The organism is Clavibacter zhangzhiyongii (assembly GCF_014775655.1).
Taxonomy (GTDB): domain Bacteria; phylum Actinomycetota; class Actinomycetes; order Actinomycetales; family Microbacteriaceae; genus Clavibacter; species Clavibacter zhangzhiyongii.
This window is the reverse complement of sequence record NZ_CP061274.1, coordinates 2453939-2471216: the sequence shown is the minus strand read 5'-3', so window position 1 is coordinate 2471216 and position 17278 is coordinate 2453939. Positions and strand designations below refer to the sequence as shown.

At 75.8% G+C, this 17278-nt stretch carries 20 protein-coding genes; 8 read left to right on the top strand and 12 right to left on the bottom strand.

Annotated elements, in window-relative coordinates; translation table 11 throughout:
- Window positions 1-75 precede the first annotated feature (75 nt).
- On the bottom strand, window positions 76-789 hold the full coding sequence (locus H9X71_RS11640; RefSeq protein ID WP_425321401.1) for a PadR family transcriptional regulator: 714 nt from the start codon (window positions 787-789) through the stop codon (window positions 76-78).
- A gap of 264 nt (window positions 790-1053) precedes the next feature.
- Here H9X71_RS11640 and H9X71_RS11635 point away from each other — a divergent pair, with 264 nt between their 5' ends.
- Window positions 1054-1746 carry a hypothetical protein gene (locus H9X71_RS11635; protein WP_191147243.1) on the top strand — a complete coding sequence of 231 codons (693 nt, stop codon included), beginning with the start codon at window positions 1054-1056 and terminating at the stop codon, window positions 1744-1746.
- A gap of 117 nt (window positions 1747-1863) precedes the next feature.
- Here H9X71_RS11635 and H9X71_RS11630 read toward each other — a convergent pair whose 3' ends face one another.
- The 5 genes from H9X71_RS11630 to H9X71_RS11610 form a co-directional block, all read right to left on the bottom strand.
- Entirely contained in the window at window positions 1864-3255 is a 1392-nt protein-coding gene (locus tag H9X71_RS11630; protein WP_191147242.1) for a hypothetical protein, read from the bottom strand.
- 7 nt (window positions 3256-3262) lie between these two features.
- Window positions 3263-4147, bottom strand: coding sequence for a TIGR03943 family putative permease subunit (locus tag H9X71_RS11625; protein ID WP_244961604.1), 885 nt, complete (start codon window positions 4145-4147; stop codon window positions 3263-3265).
- A complete protein-coding gene (locus H9X71_RS11620) occupies window positions 4134-5000 on the bottom strand; it encodes a permease (RefSeq protein WP_191149172.1) in 867 nt (288 codons plus the stop codon). Before H9X71_RS11620 ends, H9X71_RS11625 begins: the two co-directional genes overlap by 14 nt.
- A 450-nt stretch (window positions 5001-5450) precedes the next feature.
- The gene (locus H9X71_RS11615; RefSeq protein WP_244961600.1) at window positions 5451-6608 is read right to left on the bottom strand and encodes a hypothetical protein; all 1158 of its coding nucleotides are present in this window, start codon (window positions 6606-6608) and stop codon (window positions 5451-5453) included.
- A complete protein-coding gene (locus H9X71_RS11610; RefSeq protein WP_191147240.1) occupies window positions 6605-7720 on the bottom strand; it encodes a hypothetical protein in 1116 nt (371 codons plus the stop codon). The genes H9X71_RS11615 and H9X71_RS11610 overlap by 4 nt, the downstream gene beginning before the upstream one ends.
- Window positions 7721-7892: 172 nt before the next feature.
- Here H9X71_RS11610 and H9X71_RS11605 point away from each other — a divergent pair, with 172 nt between their 5' ends.
- The 3 genes from H9X71_RS11605 (at window position 7893) to H9X71_RS11595 (ending at window position 10332) form a co-directional block, all read left to right on the top strand.
- Window positions 7893-8369 (top strand): Dabb family protein, encoded by a 477-nt coding sequence (locus H9X71_RS11605; RefSeq protein WP_191147239.1) that lies wholly within the window; start codon window positions 7893-7895, stop codon window positions 8367-8369.
- A 106-nt stretch (window positions 8370-8475) separates the two neighbouring features.
- Window positions 8476-9468, top strand: coding sequence for a CPBP family intramembrane metalloprotease (locus H9X71_RS11600; protein WP_191147238.1), 993 nt, complete (start codon window positions 8476-8478; stop codon window positions 9466-9468).
- A 75-nt stretch (window positions 9469-9543) separates the two neighbouring features.
- Window positions 9544-10332 carry an SDR family oxidoreductase gene (locus H9X71_RS11595; RefSeq protein ID WP_191147237.1) on the top strand — a complete coding sequence of 263 codons (789 nt, stop codon included), beginning with the start codon at window positions 9544-9546 and terminating at the stop codon, window positions 10330-10332.
- Window positions 10333-10411: 79 nt separating this feature from the next.
- On the opposite strand, the gene H9X71_RS11590 is transcribed toward H9X71_RS11595, so the two are convergent.
- The 5 genes from H9X71_RS11590 to H9X71_RS11570 form a co-directional block, all read right to left on the bottom strand.
- Window positions 10412-10861, bottom strand: coding sequence for a hypothetical protein (locus tag H9X71_RS11590; RefSeq protein ID WP_191147236.1), 450 nt, complete (start codon window positions 10859-10861; stop codon window positions 10412-10414).
- A 115-nt stretch (window positions 10862-10976) separates the two neighbouring features.
- Window positions 10977-12041 carry an NAD-dependent epimerase/dehydratase family protein gene (locus H9X71_RS11585; protein WP_191147235.1) on the bottom strand — a complete coding sequence of 355 codons (1065 nt, stop codon included), beginning with the start codon at window positions 12039-12041 and terminating at the stop codon, window positions 10977-10979.
- Window positions 12038-12937 (bottom strand): MTAP family purine nucleoside phosphorylase, encoded by a 900-nt coding sequence (locus H9X71_RS11580; protein WP_191147234.1) that lies wholly within the window; start codon window positions 12935-12937, stop codon window positions 12038-12040. Before H9X71_RS11580 ends, H9X71_RS11585 begins: the two co-directional genes overlap by 4 nt.
- 95 nt (window positions 12938-13032) lie before the next feature.
- Complete coding sequence (locus H9X71_RS11575) at window positions 13033-13806, bottom strand: isocitrate lyase/PEP mutase family protein (protein WP_191147233.1); 774 nt, start codon at window positions 13804-13806, stop codon at window positions 13033-13035.
- Between the two features lie 121 nt (window positions 13807-13927).
- On the bottom strand, window positions 13928-14152 hold the full coding sequence (locus H9X71_RS11570) for a hypothetical protein (RefSeq protein ID WP_191147232.1): 225 nt from the start codon (window positions 14150-14152) through the stop codon (window positions 13928-13930).
- 117 nt (window positions 14153-14269) lie between these two features.
- Here H9X71_RS11570 and H9X71_RS11565 point away from each other — a divergent pair, with 117 nt between their 5' ends.
- From H9X71_RS11565 to H9X71_RS11550, 4 genes are read left to right on the top strand one after another with little or no spacing between them, the layout of a single operon-like run.
- Window positions 14270-15565, top strand: a complete 1296-nt coding sequence (locus H9X71_RS11565) for a molybdopterin molybdotransferase MoeA (protein WP_191147231.1) — start codon at window positions 14270-14272, stop codon at window positions 15563-15565.
- The gene (gene moaC / locus H9X71_RS11560) at window positions 15558-16055 is read left to right on the top strand and encodes a cyclic pyranopterin monophosphate synthase MoaC (protein WP_191147230.1); all 498 of its coding nucleotides are present in this window, start codon (window positions 15558-15560) and stop codon (window positions 16053-16055) included. The genes H9X71_RS11565 and moaC overlap by 8 nt, the downstream gene beginning before the upstream one ends.
- Window positions 16052-16591 (top strand): molybdopterin-binding protein, encoded by a 540-nt coding sequence (locus tag H9X71_RS11555; protein ID WP_191147229.1) that lies wholly within the window; start codon window positions 16052-16054, stop codon window positions 16589-16591. Before moaC ends, H9X71_RS11555 begins: the two co-directional genes overlap by 4 nt.
- Window positions 16588-17019 carry a molybdenum cofactor biosynthesis protein MoaE gene (locus H9X71_RS11550; RefSeq protein ID WP_191147228.1) on the top strand — a complete coding sequence of 144 codons (432 nt, stop codon included), beginning with the start codon at window positions 16588-16590 and terminating at the stop codon, window positions 17017-17019. Before H9X71_RS11555 ends, H9X71_RS11550 begins: the two co-directional genes overlap by 4 nt.
- A 24-nt stretch (window positions 17020-17043) precedes the next feature.
- Here the strand turns inward: H9X71_RS11550 and H9X71_RS11545 are convergent, their stop codons facing one another.
- Window positions 17044-17214 (bottom strand): hypothetical protein, encoded by a 171-nt coding sequence (locus tag H9X71_RS11545; RefSeq protein WP_191147227.1) that lies wholly within the window; start codon window positions 17212-17214, stop codon window positions 17044-17046.
- Window positions 17215-17278: the final 64 nt, after the last annotated feature.

The following is a 17278-nucleotide window of genomic DNA, read 5'->3' as shown; positions in this document are numbered from 1 at the left end:
ACGACGACGGCCCCCGCTGGTGCGGGGGCCGTCGTCGTCTGCGGCCGGCACGTGCGGGCCGGCGCGGGGTCGGGATCAGTCGGCGAGGATCGCGTACAGCGCGCGCCGTGTCTCGTCGAGCTTCTCCGCGGCGGCCTGGCGCTGGGCGTCGGTCGCGTCGTGCATCAGCGGCTTCACCACGCCCATGAGCTTCATGAGGCTCGTCTGGAACGCGTCCTCGCCCTCGGACTTGTCGGTGGTGGCGGCCCAGGCGGCGTCGATCTCCGCCCGGTGCTCCTCGACGTGGGCGCGGCCCGCGTCGGTGAGGGAGTAGACGCTCTTCGAGCCGGACTCGTCGGCGACGATGAGGTCCTCGTCGACGAGCTGCTGGAGCGTGGGGTAGACGGATCCGGGGCTCGGCCGCCAGGCGCCCTCGCTCTTCGCGGCGATGCCGGTGATGAGGCCGTAGCCGTTCGAGGGGGCCTCGGCGAGGAGGGAGAGGATCGCGAGGCGGACGTCGCCGCGGCGGGCGCGTCCCCGTCCGCCGCGTCCGCGGCCCGGGCCGAAGCCGGGGCCGCCGAAGCCGCCCATGCCGGGGAAGCCCGGGAACCCGGGGAAGCCGGGTCCGCCCTCACCGGGGCGGAAGCCGCGGGCCATCGGGCGGCCCGGCATCATGCGCGGGTGGAAGCCGCCGTGGTGCTGCATGCGGGGCTCGTGGCGGTCGGCGGGGGCGCCGTCGTGCCGGCGGTCGTCGTGGGGGGAGTGGGAGTGGGAGTGGGACGACTCGTGGTCGTGGTCGTGGGTGCGCACGGAGCGCTCCTTCCGGTCGAATGGGTTCGGGGATCGCGGCGTGCTGTCGCGATGTAGCGACGATATATCGGCGACTGTCGGAAGTCAAGACCCCGGTTAGGGCGGGCTGGCAGCGGATCCGCATGGATCCGGGCCCGCCGTGGACGAACCTGGCGTTCACCTGGGAAAGGCAGACGGATCCCAACCCCTTCCCCGACGGTGCCGAAGTCCCTGTGTCGCCCGGGGAACCGGGCGGATCCCAGACCACACAGCGAAGGAAATCCCATGCGCAACCTCACCAAGTCCGTCTTCGGCCTCGCCACCGCGGGCTTCCTCGTCGTCGGCCTCGCGGCCTGCTCGACCCCCGCCGAGAGCCCGTCGTCCTCCTCGTCCGCCGCGCCGTCCGCGTCGGCCACGACCGAGGCGAACCCCACGCCGCTCGCGACGATCCCGACCCTCACTGGCGTCGACACCAAGGTCACCCTCGACAGCGGCTTCACCGGCGCCCTCACGACCCTGGGCCTGACCCCCGGCGTCATCGGCGGCGCGACCCTCGACGGCGCCACCGGCACCCTCGCGTTCCCCATCACCGGCGGCAACGTGAAGTACTTCGACCCCGAGATGGACTACCGCCCCTACGTCCAGGGCGAGATCGACCACGACGGCTCCGGCATCAGCCTCACCGCCGGCGACACCGTCGTGAAGCTCACCGACTTCGTCATCGACCCCGGCACCAGCCGCCTCACGGGCTCGGTCCAGGTCGGCGAGGGCGAGATCATGAACGACGTCTACATCTTCAACCTCGACGGCACGACCCTGAAGCCCCTCGCCATGGAGGGCGACAACGCCGTCCTCGAGGGCACCACCGTCAAGGTCAGCCCCGACGCCGCCGCGCTGCTGAACAGCACCTTCGGCACCGACGCCGTCACCGACGAGCTCGTCGTCGGCATCGCCAAGATCACCGTCAACACCAAGTAGCACCCACCCCGGGCACGCCCGGGACGCACCACCTGCGATCACAGCGGAACGCATCGACGGCCTCGTCTCCCCTCCGGGGAGCCGGGGCCGTCGGCGCGTCCGGGGGATGCGCCCGCGTCAGCCGATCGTGACCTCGAAGCCGGCGACGCTGCGGGTCACCGTGCCGGTGGCCAGCTCGACGAGGAGCGTCGTCACCGTCGTGTCGCGCGGCTCCCGCGGGTAGTCGTCGCTGGCGCCGCGCGCGGGATCCGGCACCGTCTCGAGCAGCGCGAAGCGGCCGTTCGGCGTGACCGTGAGGCCCGTGAGGCGGGTGGCCGGATCCGCGGGCACGTAGACGTCGCTCGCCCGGCCGTCGCGCACGACGACGAGGCGCTGCGAGGCGCGGCCGGTCGCGGGATCCAGCGCCGTGCGCACGCGGAGCACCGCGGCGTCGTCGCCGGGCACGAACGAGATCGCGCCGTCGTACTGGAGGTCGGCGCCGCCGGTCTCGGTGGGCAGCCGCGTCTGCTGGGCGGTGCGCAGGTCGATCTCGGTCGTCGAGCCCGGGTCCGTGACCGCGAGGCGCGTGCCGTCCGCTGAGAACGGGCCGAGCGTGCCGTGGCGGCCGAGCGGGACGATGGGCGACGATCCGTCGACCGTCACGAGGAACAGGTCGCCGTCCTGCCCGTGCGCCACGAGCTGCGGCCGGCCGGGCACGAAGCCCCAGGCCTGCGCGCTGAGCTCCCGCCCGTCGAGGCCGACCACGGGCGTCGGGGCGGCCCCGGCGCCGACGTCGTCGACCATGAGCGTGTCGTCGTACTGCCCGCCGTCCGCGCTCGTGAAGCGGAAGCCGACCGTGGTTCCCGTGTCCGCGGCGTGCAGGTCCTGCAGCGTCCCGCGACCGGGCAGCGGCAGGTCGACCTGGCCGGATCCGTCGAGGGCCGCGATGACGAGGGCGTTCGAGCCGTCGTCCTGGAGGGTCGCCACGACGAGCGAGTCGCCGACGACCGCGTACTCCTGGATCTTCGTGGCCTGGAAGACCACGTCGCTCGCGCCGTCGCCGGTGCCCGCGACGCTCTGCCGCACGATGCGGTCGGCCTGCTGCTCGCCGCCGCGGACGAGCACGAACATGCCGGGATCGCCCGTGCGGAACGCGGTGCGGAGGTCGGACGCGGGGCCGCCGCCCACGCCCTGCACGCCGTCGATCGAGACCGTGTAGTCGGCGTCGTACGCGAGCGGGCGCGCGAAGTCGAGGATGATCCGGTCGGCCTGCGTGTCGACGGTGAAGTCGGCGCCCGGCTCCATCCGGATCGTGGACGCGTCGACGGGCTGGATCGGCCGGTTCGCCGCGAGCACGAGACGCTGGCGGGACTGCTGCACGACGGCGAGCGGATCCACGTCCGTGCGCACCAGCCGCGGCCCCTGGCTGCCGGCGACCACGAGGAGGCCACCGCAGACGAGGACGAGCACGAGGATCACGGCGGTGAACGCCCGGCGGAAGGCGCGCGGGGACGGGGCGGCGTCGGTCACGGGCGGCTCAGTACACGTAGGGGTCGGCCGGCTGGTCGACCTGCTCGACGCCCTGCGGCACGACGGCGAGCGGCTGGCGGCTGCCGGTGCTCGGGTTGGTGGCGAACGGACCCGTGACGCGCACCCACTCGTCGGTCTCGAGGGTCGAGGACCAGCCCGGCTGGTAGACGGGCACGCCGACGGGCTGCGCGTCGACCGCGCAGCAGGTGACGACGAAGCGGGTCACGTAGAAGACGTCGTCGGGCGCGTCGGGGTCGGCGCTCACGAAGCCCGTGACGTCGACCGACTTCGACGTGAAGAAGGTGGGATCGGTCGTCTGCGCGAGCAGCACCGACCAGTCCTTGACGCTGAGCGTGGAGAAGTCGCTCGTGCCGAGGAGCTCCTGGTCGGGCGCGGCGTCGGACGACACGGTGCTGGAGTTCAGGGCGCGCTGCGTGACCGTGCTCGTGGTGAGCGTGCGCGGCGGCAGGACGAGGACGGCGACCACGGTGATCGTCACCACGCCCGCGACGGCGATGCGCGAGACGCGCGCACGGAGGGAGGCACGGCCGGGAGCCCGGGTCTCGGCGCCGAGGTCGGCGAGGTCGCCGGGGGCGGCGGATCCGTGGTCGTGGTCGTGCTCCTCGGCCGCGTCCGCGGGTCGCAGCGCGAAGCCGGCGACGGTGGCGACGAGGCCGATCACCGCCATGATCCCCGTGAAGACGAAGTAGCGCGGGTGGATGTAGAGGCCCAGCTGGCCCGTGACCGCGAGCCACAGCGTCGAGACGATGCACGCCGCGAGGAGCACGAGGCCCACGGTGGACGAGGCGCGGCCGCCCGCGGAACGGCGGCGGCGGATGCGGCGGAGGGCGGTGGTCCGGGAGCCGGGCTCCCGGTCGTCAGGCGATCGCATTGACACCCCATCCCAGCGCGAGGCTGATCAGCGCGACGACCGAGGTGATCATCACGAGCGTGCGGGTCGAGTAGGTGGTGCGCATGAGCGCGAGCATCTTCACGTCGATGACCGGCCCGAACACCAGGAAGGCGACGATGCCGCCGGGCAGGAACACGGATCCGAACGAGAGCACGAAGAACGCGTCGACGTTGGAGCAGACCGAGACGACGAAGGCGAGGAGCATCAGCGCGAGGACGGAGAGGATCGGGCTGCCGCCGAGGGTGACGAGCACCTCGCGCGGCACAGCGACCTGGATGAGGCCGGCCAGCAGGGAGCCGATGACGAGCGCCGGCATGATCGTGGTCGCCTCGCGGCCGAACAGCGAGATCGACTTGCGGACGCGCGCGCCGCCGTGCGCGTGCGGGTCGGGCAGGGCGCACTCGGCGCGGAACTCGTCGGTGAGGAGCCGGTCGGGCTGCGGGTGGAGGCTGAAGAGCCAGCCGACCACGTTGGCGATGAGGAAGCCGCCGACGAGGCGGGCCACGAGGATCCAGCCGTCCCAGCCGAACGCCGCGTGGGTCGTGATGATGGTGATCGGGTTGAGGATCGGCGCCGCCAGCAGGAACGTGATCGACTCCGGCACCGTGAAGCCGCGCACCACCAGGCCGCGGGCGAGCGGCACGTTGCCGCACTCGCAGACGGGCAGCGCCATGCCGAGGAACGAGATGCAGGCGCGGCGCGCGAACGGGTTGCGCGGCAGGCGGCGCTCGATCACGCCGGGCGGCACCCACACCTGCACGACGATCGACAGGACGATGCCGAGGATCACGAACGGCAGCGACTCCACGATGACGCTGACGCTGAGCGTCACGAGGTCCTGGAGCCGGTCGGGCAGGACGCTGTCGCCGAGCGCGGGGGAGGCGGCGCGGAGGGCGAGGAGCAGGAGGACGAGCGCGAGGCCCGTGACGAGGCCGGTGCGGAGGCCGGCGGGGGTGGCGCGCGGGGCGTCGGGGTGGTCGTGGTCGTGGTCGTGATCCCCGTGGGCGCGGGGGAGCGTCGCCGTCGCGACGGGGGAGGCGGGGGCGTACGCCAGCGCCGTCTCGGCGGGCGCGGCGGTCGCGCGGATCCGGCGGTCGCGGGCGCGCTCGCGGCGGGGGCGGACGGGGCGGTCGAAGGGCGATGCGCCGTCGTCGTCCGGCGCGAACGGGGTGTGCCGGTCCGTCATCGCGGACCGGTGGCGCGAGGCCGGGGTCCGAGGAGGGCGCGCACGGGCTCCACCCTAACCGCGGTGAGAAGCGTCCTCAGCAGGCGGGGCGGCGGGTCAGCGGAAGCCGGCGGGCGCGCCCGGGCAGAGGGCCTCGAGGATGCCGTCGGGCGTCGCGACCGACGGCTGCCACGGATCCCCCGCCCGGGCGCGCGCGATGGCGGTGTCGCGGTCGGGCACCTCGCCCTCGTACGGTTCGCCCGCCGCCGCGTAGCAGGGGATCAGCCGGTCGACGAAGTAGTCGTGCAGCCAGCTGAGGGCGGCGGTCGTCAGGGGCCCCCGGGGCGCGGCCGCGAAGCGGACCTGGCAGACGTAGCGCACGACGGCGTCCGCGGTGTCGGTGCCGAGGCGCGCGTCGTCGCCGGTGCCGATCACCTGCACGCGCACGCCGGACTCGCCGAGGCAGGCCGCCTGCTGCCGCACCCACTCCTCGCCCTCGAGGATCCGCTCGACCGGCACGTCGGGCCGCACCGCGTCCGGCCGGTCGCGGAGCACGCGCTGCCACGCCGCGTCCGCGCTCTCCCGGAGGGCTGCGGCGGTCTCGGCGTCGGTGAGGTCCTCGTGGAGCTGCGCGGGAGGCTCCGTCGTGAATTCGGGGACGGGCATGCCGAGGCGCGGATCCGGGGTGCTCGGCGGGCCCGGGGTGGAGGTCGGCTCCTGGCTCCGCCAGCCGTCGTCGTCGGAGAGGAGGCCGGAGGCGGAGGCGGTGCCGAGCCCGGCGACGAGGACGACGCCGGCGAGGGCGGCGGCGATCGCGGCGGGGCGCAGGAGGCGGCCGCGACGCGCGCCGGAGCGGGGCGCGTGCGGGGCATCCCCGGTCGGAGCGGGGTCGGGGGCGGGGTCGTGGTCGTGGTCCGGCCGGTCGGCCTCCTCCCGGCGGTCCTGTCCCGGCGCGGGGTCGACGCCGCTCGCGGTGCCGCGGTCCGCCTCCGCGGCCAGCAGCCGCCGGCCCTCCTCGACGAGCCGCGCCTCCACGGCCAGCAGCGCGACGAGCGGCGCCGGGAGCGCGTCCGCGTCCGCGTCCGCGTCCGCGTCAGCGTGCGTCCCGGCGGTCGGCCGCGGGGCGTCCGGCGGCGGAGCGTCCGGCGGCGGCGGCTCCTCGTCGGCCGCGCGCCCGTACGCGGCGCGCCGCAACCCGTCGAGGGACGCCGCGGCGTCGGGGTCGTCGCGCAGGCGGCGGCGGAGGGCGTCGGCGTCGGACGGGGAGCCGGTCACCGGAACGCCGCCGGCAGCTCGGGGCATGCGGCGGAGAGGCGGCCGGACATGCGCGCCGGGAACGGGCTCCACGGGCGCTGCGCGCGGGCGAGGGCGATGAACTCGTCGACCTCCGGGAGCTCGCCGATGTCGGACGCCCCCTCCGCCCGGTAGCAGGGGAGGAGGAAGGACGCGTAGTAGTCGTGGAGGTAGGCGAGCTCGGCGTCGCTGCGCGGGACGTCGGGGCGCATCGGGAACCGCACCTCGCAGACGTGCACGGCGACGTGGTCCGGGTCGGTGATGCCGTAGCTGTCCCGGCCGCTCAGCTGCGCGTCGACCCCGGCGGCGCGCAGGCAGTCGACCTGGGTCTCGGCGTACTCCTCCTGGTCGACGATCCGCTCGGCGCGCACGTCGGGCCGCACGGCGTCGGGCTCCTGCGTGAGCACGAGCTCCCAGCTCTGGTCGGCGCGGATCCGCAGCTCCTCCGCGATCTCCTCCTCCGTCGGCGGCACGGGCACGGGCGGATCCGCCGTGAAGTCGGGCAGGGGCGCGCCGCGTCGCCCGTCGGGGGTGCCCATCGCCTGGCCGCGCGGGGTGGCGGTGCCGGGCGCGGATCCGCGGGAGTCCGAGGCGCCCGCGGCGGCCTCCGGAGCGGCCGGCGCGCCGAGGTCGAGGACGCCCGCGGCGGAGGCGGCGCCGAGGCCCGCGAGCACCAGGAGGCCCGCGACGGACGCCGTGATCGCCGCGCGGCGGCGTGCGGGGGACGGGGTCGGCGGGGCGGCCGCGTCGGCGTCCGCATCCGCGGCGGCGTAGACGCCGTGCGTCCTCGTGCCGGCGGTCGCAGCCGACCCGTCCGGCGGCCCCGGGGCCGGGCGCTCCGCCGCGAGCAGCGCGGCCCCCTCGTCGACGAGCCGCGCCTCCTCCTCGAGCAATGCGACGAGCGGCGCGGGCAGCTCGCGGTCGGCGTACCCCGTGCGCTCCCGGAGGGCGGCGGGCACCTCGACGAGCGGCGCCGCGGATCCGCCGCGTCCGTACGCCACGCGCCGCAGGTCGTCGAGGCGACGCGCGGCCTCCGGATCGTCGCGGAGACGGCGGGCGAGCGCGGCGTCGGGGGCGGCCGTCGCGTCGGTCATGCGGCCTCCTCGTCGCGCGGCGCATCGCGGCGCGGTGCGGTACCGCTCAGGCTACGTCGGCGGATCCGCCAGCGGCAGGTCCCCGTCGGGGTCACCGTGCGGGGGGCCGTCGGCGGACACCGCGGCGGATCCCGACCGTGCCGTCGACGCCGGATCGGGCCAGGATCCGGACATGACCACCGACGCCCGCCCCGCCCTCACCGACGCCCAGCTCACCGCCCGCGACCACGTGCCCGGCCTCGTCCACCACGTCGTGCTGTTCCGGCTCCGCGACGACGCGCCCGCCGGGTCGCACGCCGAGGTGGACCGCCGCTTCCGCGCGCTCGCCGACTCGCCGCACCCCGACGGCTCCGGCCCGTACATCCGCTCGCTGCACGCGGGCACGCAGTCGAGCCCCGAGGGCGTCGGCCGCGGGTTCGAGCTCGGCTTCGTGCTGACCTTCTCCTCCGAGGGCGACCGCAACCTGTACCTCGGGGAGCCGCTGATCGCGGATCCCGCGCGCATCGACGCGCAGCACGCGGCCTTCAAGGAGTTCGTCGGGCCGCTGCTCGCGCCGGATCCGCACGGGGTGCTGGTGTTCGACTTCACGCAGGCGGACGGAGCCGCGACGCCGTCGCCCGGGTCCGGCGCGGGGGCGTACGCCGGCTGATCCCGCGCCCCCGATGCGGGCCGCGCCGTCGAGCCGCCTCCCCGGGGTCGCGCCCGCCGCGAGCATGGAGGCGCCGGACCCGCCCCCGACGAGACGAGACGACCCCGTGACCACCGCCGCCGCCGCCGCGTCCGCCGACCCGTCCACCGACCCGCGCCGCGTGGCCCAGGTGCGCCACGCGCGTCCGTGGGCGGGCGCGGTGCTCGTCGCGCTCCTCGGCTGGGCGTCCCTGGGCGTCGCGCTCGGGCTCTCCGTCGGCATCGCGGACGCGGTGACGCGGACGACCGGCGCCCCGCTGCTCCTCGAGGTCGTCCTGCAGGCCGTCCTCATGACGGCGCTCGCGGTGCCGGCCGCGGTGCTGCTGCGCCGGCGCCTCGACCGCCGCAGCCTGCGGAGCATGGGCCTCGCGCCGCGCGTCCGCCGGCCGGTCGCGCTCGGCGCCGCGGTCGGCGCGGTCACCGGCGCCCTCGTGTGGATCCCGGCGGGCGCGCTCGGCTGGATCCGCGTCGACGACCTCGACCTCCTCGCCTTCGCCGGCTTCCTCCTGGTGAACGGCGTGGTCCTCGCGCTCTACGAGGCGATCCCCGAGGAGATCGCGCTCCGCGGCCATGTCTGGACGAACCTGCGCGACGGGCTCGGGCTCGCGGCCGCGACGATCCTCACGACCGCGCTCTTCCCCCTGCTCGGCGTGGTGGTCGCCCCGGTCCGCGCGCTCGTGGCGATCGTCACGGGCGGAGAGCCGGGCCCGCTCCGGATGTTCCCGGCGGGACAGGATCCGGTCGTCTACGTCGTGCAGCTCGCGCTCTTCGGGCTGGCGCTCGTCGCCGCCCGGCGGATCCCCGTCGAGGGGGCGGTGCTCGTGGCCGTGGCCTTCCACTGGACGCAGCTGACCGTGACGCGCATGGTCCTCGGCGGTCCGGGCTGGGCGCCCTCGGGCTGGGACGTCGCGTTCGTGGAGCCGGACGCCGTCGCGCTGGTGCTCGTGCACATCGTGCTGGGCGGGCTCGCCTTCGTCGCGATCCGCGTCGCGCTCCAGGTGGGGGATCGGCGGCAGCGGGCGGCACGCGGATTGCGCGCCCAGGATCCCGACCTACGGTAGGTATGTCCATGCGATCGCATGGATGGTGGCTCGCCACGAGGTGCGGGCCGCCGCCCCACCCGTCAGGAGACCCCCATGACCACCACCCGATTCACCGACGAGGTCGTCCTCATCACCGGCGGAGGATCCGGCCTCGGCCGCGCCGCCGCCGTCCGCCTCGCCGCCGAGGGCGCCCGCCTGTCGCTCGTCGACATCTCCGAGCAGGGCCTCGCGACCAGCGTGGATGCCGTCCGCGCCGCGGCGCCCGACGCCGAGGTCATCACCGTCGTCGCCGACGTGTCCCAGGAGTCCGACGTCGACGCGTACGTCGCCGCCACCGTCGAGCGCTTCGGCCGCATCGACGGCTTCTTCAACAACGCGGGCATCGAGGGCCGCCAGAACCTCACGGAGGACTTCACGGCCGCCGAGTTCGACAAGGTCGTCGCCATCAACCTCCGCGGCGTGTTCCTCGGCCTCGAGAAGGTCCTCGCCGTCATGCGCGCGCAGGGCTCCGGCATGGTCGTGAACACGGCGAGCGTCGGCGGGATCCGCGGCGTCGGCAACCAGTCCGGCTACGCGGCCGCGAAGCACGGCGTCGTCGGCCTCACCCGGAACTCCGCCGTCGAGTACGGCGAGTTCGGCATCCGCATCAACGCGATCGCGCCCGGGGCCATCTGGACCCCGATGGTCGAGGCGTCCATGAAGCAGCTCAGCGCCGAGGACCCGCGCGGCGCCGCCGAGGAGTTCATCCAGGGCAACCCGACCAAGCGCTACGGCGAGGCCGAGGAGATCGCGTCGGTCGTCGCGTTCCTGCTCTCCTCGGACGCCGCGTACGTGAACGCCGCCGTGCTGCCCATCGACGGCGGGCAGTCCGCAAAGTACTGACGTCCGCCCGGAGCGTCCGGGTGATCCGCGCCGGCCGGGCGAGCGGCCGCGCGGATCGTGAGGTCGGCGTCCGGAGGGGTCAGCCGAAGGGCGCCGTCGGCACCTGGCAGGTCACGGGCTGGCCCGCCGCCGCGGTCGAGGAGGCGATCTCCTTCACGCCGTCGACGAGGATCCGGCAGGTCAGCGCCTCGCCGTCCGCGGGCGTCGCCTGCACGAAGGCCCAGTCCTCCGCGGTGACGACCGACTCGACCGTCCAGACGGAGCTCGCGGAGTCGTCGCCGGGAGCGAAGGACGCCGGGCCGACGTCCTTCACGATCGACGGGCGCCCGCGGCGTGCGGCCTCCGCGTAGGACACGTCCGTCAGGCCGCCGTCGGCCGGTCCGGTCGTGGTCACCTCGTAGGTGATGGCGTAGATGTCGGCCAGGTCCTCGCTGATGCCGGAGCACGCGGTGAGCGCGAGGGACGTGGCGCCGAGCGCGAGGGCGACGCCGGAGCGCGCGACGACGCGGCGTCGTGGAGCGGAGGTCATGCGCCCAGTCTCGCGGGCGGGCCCGCGCGGCGCCTCCCTCGGAGGTGCCGGGATCCGCGGGAGGCCAGCACCCGGGTACCACGCGCGGCCCCGACGCGCACGCCGGGGCCGAGCCTCAGACGACCGCGCTCCGCAGCGGCGCCGTCGCGAACTCGCGCATGCCCTCCGCGAACGTCATGGCGGGCTCCCAGCCGAGCTCCGTGCGCAGGCGCTCCGACGACGCCGTGATGTGCCGCACGTCGCCGAGCCGGTACTCGCCCGTGGTGACGGGCGCGGATCCGCCGGCCTCGCGCGCGAGCGCCTCCGCCATCTCGCCGATGGTGTGCACGGTGCCGCTGCCGACGTTGAAGGCGCGGAAGGACCCGGCCTCGCGATCCGCGGTCCAGGCGAGCGCGGCGAGGTTGGCGCTCGCGACGTCGCGCACGTGCACGAAGTCGCGGCGCTGCCGGCCGTCCTCGAAGACGCGCGGGGCCTCGCCGCGCGCGAGCGCCGAGCGGAACAGCGACGCGACGCCCGCGTACGGCGTGTTCTGCGGCATGCCCGGGCCGTACACGTTGTGGTAGCGGAGCGCGGCGGCGCGGCCGCCCGTGGCACGGGTCCAGGAGCTCGCGAGGTTCTCCTGCGCGAGCTTCGTGGTGGCGTAGACGTTGCGCGGATCCAGCGGCACGTCCTCGCCGATGAGCGTGGGGACGAGCGGCTCGCCCGTGGCGGGGTCCACGGGGTCGTACATCCCCGCGTCGAGGTCGGCGACGCGGCGCGCGGGCGGGCGCACCGGCCCGTCAGCGCCCGCGTACGCGCCCTCGCCGTAGACGACCATCGAGCTGGCGAGCACGAGGCGGTCGATGCCCGCGCGGGTCATCCCGGCGAGGAGGATCGCGGTGCCGCCGTCGTTCGTGGCGACGTAGTCGGGGGCGTCGAGGAAGTCGACGCCCAAGCCGACCTTCGCGGCCTGGTGGCAGACGACGTCGACGCCCTCGAGGGCGCGCGCGACGGCGTCCGGGTCCGTGACGTCGCCGCGGACGAGCTCGACGCGCGGATCCACGTCCGGCTCGCCGCCGTGCACGTCGGCCCGCAGCGAGTCCAGGACGCGCACGCGCCGTCCCTCCGCGAGCGCCGCCTGCACGACCGTGCCGCCGATGAAGCCCGCGCCGCCCGTGACGAGGAGGACCCCGTCGCTCACGAGCGCGCCCCGGTCGTCGGACGCGCGAGCACGGAGGCCACGGCGTCCGGGTCGATGAGCGGCCGCCCGCGGTAGCCGGCGGGGATCGCGCGGATGACCGCCTCGATCGCCCGCACGATGCGCGGCTGCGCCTCCTTCAGCCGCGTGAAGACCAGCTCGGCCGTGACGGCGTCGCCCTGCTCGCCGGGCAGCGGGGCGAGTCCCGCATCGGCGTCGGTGACGAACGACAGGTTGACCGTGCCGACGTTCAGCTCGGAGGCGAGCACCACCTCGGGGTACTGCGTCATGTTGACGATGTGCGCGCCGGCCTGGCGGAACCACAGCGACTCGGCGCGGGTGGAGAAGCGCGGCCCCTGGATCACGACCACGGTGCCGGAGGTGCGCAGGGGCCCCGCGGGATCCGCCCGGTCGCCGCCCTCGAGCTCCACGAGCGCCGCGGCGGCGAGGCCGTGCAGCTCGGGGTCGAAGGGATCCGCGGCGGAGAGGTGCTGCACGACGCCCTGGTCGAAGAACGTGTCGGGCCGGCCCCAGGTGCGGTCGAGCAGCTGGTCGGTGAGCACGAGCGATCCCGGCGGGTAGTCCGGCGAGACGCCGCCCACGGCCGAGGACGAGACGATGGCCGTGACGCCGAGCGACGCGAGCGCCCACACGTTGGCCCGGTAGTCGATGAGGTGCGGCGCGACCGAGTGGTCGGCGCCGTGCCGGGTGAGGAACGCGACGCGGCGGCCGGCCAGCTCGCCGACGGCGACCTCGCTCGAGGTCGGCCCGAACGGCGTCTCGATCGTGTGCGACGTGCTGGTCGCGGGGTCGAGCAGGGCGTAGAGGCCGGATCCGCCGATGACGCCGATCTCGGCGCGGGGGGCGGAGGCGGATGCCGGGGCGGGGGTGTCGGTCACGTCGTGCTCCTTCGGGTGGGTGGCCAGTCAACCAGGGCGCGGTGGAAGCGGGCTCGACCGCATCCGCCGCGCCCCGGTCGACGCGGTCGGGACCGTCAGTTGAGCGGCCGCGTCCCCTCGGGCAGCGCGCCGCCGGCGTAGAGGGCGGTCGCCGTGTCCTGCAGCGCGGTGAGCGCGACGCGCTGGGTCCACGGGCCGTAGGAGACGCGGGCGACGCCGAGCTCCTGGAAGCGGGCGGGGGAGAGGGATCCGGGGACGCCGATGACCGTGAGGCGCTGCGGGCCGACGGCGTCGACAAGAGTGCGCACCTCGTCCTCCGTGAGCGGCCCGGGCACGAAGACCGACGTGGCGCCCGCCGCCATGTAGGCGCGGCTCCGCTCGACGGCGTCGGCGAGGATGTCGGACCGGTCGCGGTCGCCGCCCAGGACGTACGCGTCGGTGCGGGCGTTGAGCGCGAAGGGCACGCCCTCGGCCTGCGCGGCGGCGACGGCGGCCTCGACCGCGCGGATCGACGCGTCGAGGGGGCGCATGCCGTCCTCCAGGTTCGCGCCGACCACGCCCACGCCGACGGCGCGGCGCACGGTCTCGCCCGCGTCGCCGTAGCCGGACTCGAGGTCGGCGGAGACGGGCTGCTCGACGGCCGCGACGATGCGGCCGATCATGTCGAGGTGGAGGTCGAGCGGGATGTTCTCGCCGTCCGCGTAGCCGAAGGTGGCGGCGATGGAGTGGCTCGCGGTGGCGAGCGCCTTCGTCTCGGGAAGGGCGGCGACGGTGGCGGCCGAGATGGCATCCCACACGTTCACCACCTGGAGGAGCTCGGGTGCGGTGTGGAGGTCGACGAGGTTCTGCCCGCGGGCGGCGATGGTCATGGTCCGACCCTATGTCGGGGCGGTCGCGCGCGGCAGGGGCGGCTTCGGGTCCCGGACACCCCGCGGCGACTCGCGCCTGGGGAGGGGTGGCTGAGCTGCCCGCCCCGTACCCGCCGGGAGCTCAGCGCCGGCGACCCGCCCCCGCCCGCACGGCCGCGACGACCAGCCCCGCGCCCGCGGTGACCAGGGCGAGCGCGGCGACGAGCGCCAGGAGGCCCAGGTCGGATCCGCCCGTGTAGACGACCACGCCCACCACGCCGAGCGCGACCGCGGCGACCACGAGGACGCCGCCGACCGCGGCGACCGCGCGGCGCAGGGCGGCGCGTCGGCGCTCGTGCGGATCCATGCGCACATGGTCGCGCGGGCTGCGCGGCGGGGGCAAGGGCCCCTGGCCGGTGCGCGAAGGGGGAGGGCGGCGATCCCGCCCGGCGCGCGCCCTCCCGCCCCGGGGGATGATGGGGGGATGACCCCCGACCGCCCCGCTGGCCGACGACGACGCACGGTCGACGAGCACCGGGCGGCCGTGCGCGACCTCCTCGCCCCGCTCGCCGAGCTGCCGGCCGAGGAGCTGCCGGCGACCGCGGAGGCGCTGACCCGCGATCCGCACCGGTTCGCCGGCCGCGTCCTCGCCGTCGACGTCACGAGCCCCATCGACCTGCCGCCCTTCCGCAACTCGCAGATGGACGGCTACGCCGTGCGCGCGGCCGACCTCGCCGACGCGACCGATCGGGATCCGGCCGTCCTCCGCATCGCCGCGCGGATCCCCGCGGGCCGCCCCGCCGCGCCCCTGGATCCCGGCACCGCCGCCCCCTGCATGACCGGCGCGCCCGTCCCGCCCGGCGCCGACGCGATCGTGCCCATCGAGGCCGCGACGCCTGACCGCTTCGTCGACGAGGACGCCGCCGACGCCACCGTCTCCTTCCGCGCGCCCGTGGATCCGGGCGCCTTCGTCCGCGCCCAGGGCAGCGACCTCGCCGCGGGCAGCGTGCTCGTCGCCGCCGGCACGCGCCTCCTCCCGGCGCACCTCGGCGTCCTCGCGTCGGCCGGCGTCGCGCGCATCGCGGTCCGCCGCCGTCCCGTCGTCCTCCTCCTCTCCACGGGCCTCGAGCTCCGCGGACCCGGCGAGGAGCTCGCGCCCGGCCAGGTCCACGACGCCAACTCCGTCGCGCTCGCCGCGTCCCTGCAGGATGCGGGCGTCGAGGTCCGCGCCCTGCGGGTCGCGTCCGACGACGCCGACCGGGTGCGCGATGCCCTCCGCGACGCCGCCCGCGGCGTCGACCTGCTGGTCACGACGGGCGGGGTCAGCGCGGGCGCCTACGAGGTCGTGCGCGACGTGCTCGAGGGCGGCGGCGTGGAGTTCGCCTCCGTCGCCGTGCAGCCGGGCGGGCCACAGGGGCTCGGCACGGCGGACCTCGGCGGCGCGCGCATCCCGGTGGTCGCCTTCCCCGGCAACCCCGTCAGCGCGCTCGTCTCGTTCGAGCTGTTCCTGCGTCCCGTGCTGCGGCGGATCGCCGGCCGCGCGCACGCCGACCGCCCGTCGCGGGAGCTGCCGCTCGCGGCCCCGCTCGACTCGCCCGCCGGCAAGCACCAGGTGCGCCGCGGGCGCCTCGACGCCGACGGCCGCGTCGTCGCGGTCGGCGGGCCCGGATCCCACCTCCTGCACGCGTACGCGACCGCCACCCACCTCGTCCACATCCCCGCAGGGCTCGAGCGGCTCGAGGCCGGCGACCCCGTCACCGTCTGGAGCATCGATGACTGATCCCGCGACGAGCGCCGCCGCGCCGTCCCTCACGCACCTGCGGCAGGACGGCTCCGCCCACATGGTCGACGTGACCGACAAGGCCGTCACGAAGCGCCGCGCCGTCGCGCAGGCCGTGCTCGTCACGCGACCCGAGGTCGTCGCGGCCGTGATCACGGGCGACCTCCCCAAGGGCGAGGCCGTCGGCACGGCGCGCATCGCGGGGATCATGGCGGCGAAGCGGACGTCGGACCTCATCCCGCTCTGCCACCCGCTGCCGATCGGCCGCATCGAGATCGACATCACCGGCGACGGGGACCGGCTCACCGTGGTCGCGTCCGTCAGCACCACGGGCGCCACGGGCGTCGAGATGGAGGCGCTCACGGCCGCGTCGGTCGCCGCGCTCACGCTCTACGACATGCTCAAGGCGGTCGACGCGCGCGCCGTGATCACCGACGTGCTCGTGCGCGAGAAGCAGGGCGGCAAGTCCGGCGACTGGGAGCGGGCATGACCGCGGCGGACCCGCGCGGCCGCGCCGTCGTGATCGTCGCCTCCACGCGCGCCGCCGCGGGGGAGTACGAGGACCGCACCGGTCCCGTCATCGCCGCCTGGCTCGCCGAGCGCGGCTTCGCGGTCGACGGTCCGCACGTGCGCGCCGACGGGCCCGGGGTCGCCGCGGCGCTCGCCGAGGCCGTCGCGGGCGACGCGCGCGTGATCCTCACCACGGGCGGCACGGGCGTCACGCCCACCGACCGCACCCCCGAGGCGACCCGCCCGCTCCTCGACCTCGAGCTCCCCGGGATCATGGAGGAGGCCCGCCGCATCGGCACGGCCCACACGCCCACGGCCGTGCTGACGCGCGGGCACGCGGGCGCCGCGGGCGGGGCGTTCGTCATGAACCTGCCGGGCTCGCCGGGCGGCGTGCGCGACGGGCTCGGGCTCCTCGACGGGATCCTCGACCACGTGCTCGCGCAGATCCGCGGCTCCGTGCACCCGGCGACGGACCCGGCGGCCGACACCGGCCCGGCGACCGGAGCCGCCTCGTGACCGCCGACCGCGTCCTCTTCGCCCGCATCGCGGGCGGCGGCATCCGCGTCGAGGACTGCGCCGACGCCGTGCGCGCCGACGACGCGGGCGCCGTCGTGACCTTCGAGGGCGTCGTGCGCGACCACGACGACGGCAAGGGCGTCCTCTGGCTCGACTACTCCGCGCATCCGGCCGCCCGGCAGGCGATCCGGCAGGTCGCGCTCGACGTCTCCGCGCGCTACCCGGAGGTGCGCATCGCGGTCGAGCACCGCGTCGGCCGGCTCGGCATCGGCGACGTCGCGCTCACCTGCGCCGTCTCGTCCGCGCATCGCGCCGACGCCTTCGCCGCGTGCGGCCTCCTGGTCGACGAGGTCAAGCAGCGCGTCCCCATCTGGAAGCAGCAGGCCTTCGACGACGGCACGAGCGAGTGGGTGGCGTCGCTCGGCTGACCCGGACGCCGGAGGACGCGGCGACTAGGCCTTGGGCGTCTTCGCCGCGTTGTACCGGCGGCGCAGGGTGCCGAGCACGATCGTGCCGACGACCAGGATGATGCCGATGATCCCGAGCCAGACGAGGCCCTCGATGGCGAAGCCGACGACCGTGAGGATCAGCCAGAGGACGAGCAGGACGACGATGAACGCCATGGGGCGACCTTCCGTTCGGGGGTCCGCCGGCGCTTCGCCGGTCGGGAGGGGATGCTCGCGGGAT

Excerpts from the sequence above, each read along its gene's own strand:
- H9X71_RS11575 (WP_191147233.1), bottom strand. The coding sequence starts at position 13,806 with ATGACCATCGCCGCCCGCGGGCAGAACCTCGTCGACCTCCACACCGCA.
- H9X71_RS11635 (WP_191147243.1), top strand. The coding sequence starts at position 1,054 with ATGCGCAACCTCACCAAGTCCGTCTTCGGCCTCGCCACCGCGGGCTTC.
- H9X71_RS11545 (WP_191147227.1), bottom strand. The coding sequence starts at position 17,214 with ATGGCGTTCATCGTCGTCCTGCTCGTCCTCTGGCTGATCCTCACGGTC.
- H9X71_RS11590 (WP_191147236.1), bottom strand. The coding sequence starts at position 10,861 with ATGACCTCCGCTCCACGACGCCGCGTCGTCGCGCGCTCCGGCGTCGCC.
- moaC (WP_191147230.1), top strand. The coding sequence starts at position 15,558 with ATGACTGATCCCGCGACGAGCGCCGCCGCGCCGTCCCTCACGCACCTG.
- H9X71_RS11605 (WP_191147239.1), top strand. The coding sequence starts at position 7,893 with ATGACCACCGACGCCCGCCCCGCCCTCACCGACGCCCAGCTCACCGCC.
- H9X71_RS11565 (WP_191147231.1), top strand. The coding sequence starts at position 14,270 with ATGACCCCCGACCGCCCCGCTGGCCGACGACGACGCACGGTCGACGAG.
- H9X71_RS11610 (WP_191147240.1), bottom strand. The coding sequence starts at position 7,720 with ATGACCGACGCGACGGCCGCCCCCGACGCCGCGCTCGCCCGCCGTCTC.
- H9X71_RS11625 (WP_244961604.1), bottom strand. The coding sequence starts at position 4,147 with ATGCGATCGCCTGACGACCGGGAGCCCGGCTCCCGGACCACCGCCCTC.
- H9X71_RS11595 (WP_191147237.1), top strand. The coding sequence starts at position 9,544 with ATGACCACCACCCGATTCACCGACGAGGTCGTCCTCATCACCGGCGGA.
- H9X71_RS11555 (WP_191147229.1), top strand. The coding sequence starts at position 16,052 with ATGACCGCGGCGGACCCGCGCGGCCGCGCCGTCGTGATCGTCGCCTCC.
- H9X71_RS11570 (WP_191147232.1), bottom strand. The coding sequence starts at position 14,152 with ATGGATCCGCACGAGCGCCGACGCGCCGCCCTGCGCCGCGCGGTCGCC.